This is a genomic window from Pseudoalteromonas sp. P1-30, from assembly GCF_001400005.1.
Classification (GTDB): domain Bacteria; phylum Pseudomonadota; class Gammaproteobacteria; order Enterobacterales; family Alteromonadaceae; genus Pseudoalteromonas; species Pseudoalteromonas atlantica.
The window spans coordinates 1-579 of the sequence record NZ_LKBC01000030.1; the positions used below are offsets into that span (position 1 = coordinate 1).

The following is a 579-nucleotide window of genomic DNA, read 5'->3' on the forward strand; positions in this document are numbered from 1 at the left end:
CCGCGCCAAGCATTAGCATTAATACCTTGGTTGATACCAACGACACCACGCCAACCATTAATGGGACAAGCGATGCAGCCGATGGCACCACCATTAGCCTAACGTTTGTAGACAGTGCGGGCGCTGAAACCACCACAACCACCACAGTAACCGGTGGCGTGTGGAGCGTTGCTGCACCGAGTGAATTAGCTGAAGGTGAATACACGGTAACCGCCGAGGTAGACGATGGCCTGGGTAATATCGGCAGCGCGAGCGAAACCGGTGAGATTGATTTAACCCCACCGAGCCTTGTTACTACAGATAACGGCGTTAGCAACGACACAACACCGACGATCTCCGGCACAAGTGATGCGCCACAAGGCAGTGAAGTGACAATTGTTGTGACAGACAATGCCGGTGTAGCGCAAACCATTACCGCTACAGTGGGCGCAAGTGGTACATGGTCAGTGCCGGTTACAACAGCCCTTGCTGAAGGCAACTTTACCGTAAGTGCAAGCGTAAGCGATGCAGCGGGTAACACAGCGACCGCCACAGGTGCAGGGGAGGTTGATACCATTGCGCCAACGCTTGATTTAACCA

Annotated in this window: 1 protein-coding gene; it reads left to right on the forward strand. The window is 53.9% G+C overall.

What is annotated here, in order from left to right; all coding sequences use genetic code 11:
• Positions 1–579: Ig-like domain-containing protein (locus tag AN395_RS19245; RefSeq protein ID WP_235576593.1), on the forward strand; the 579-nt coding region annotated here is incomplete at both ends.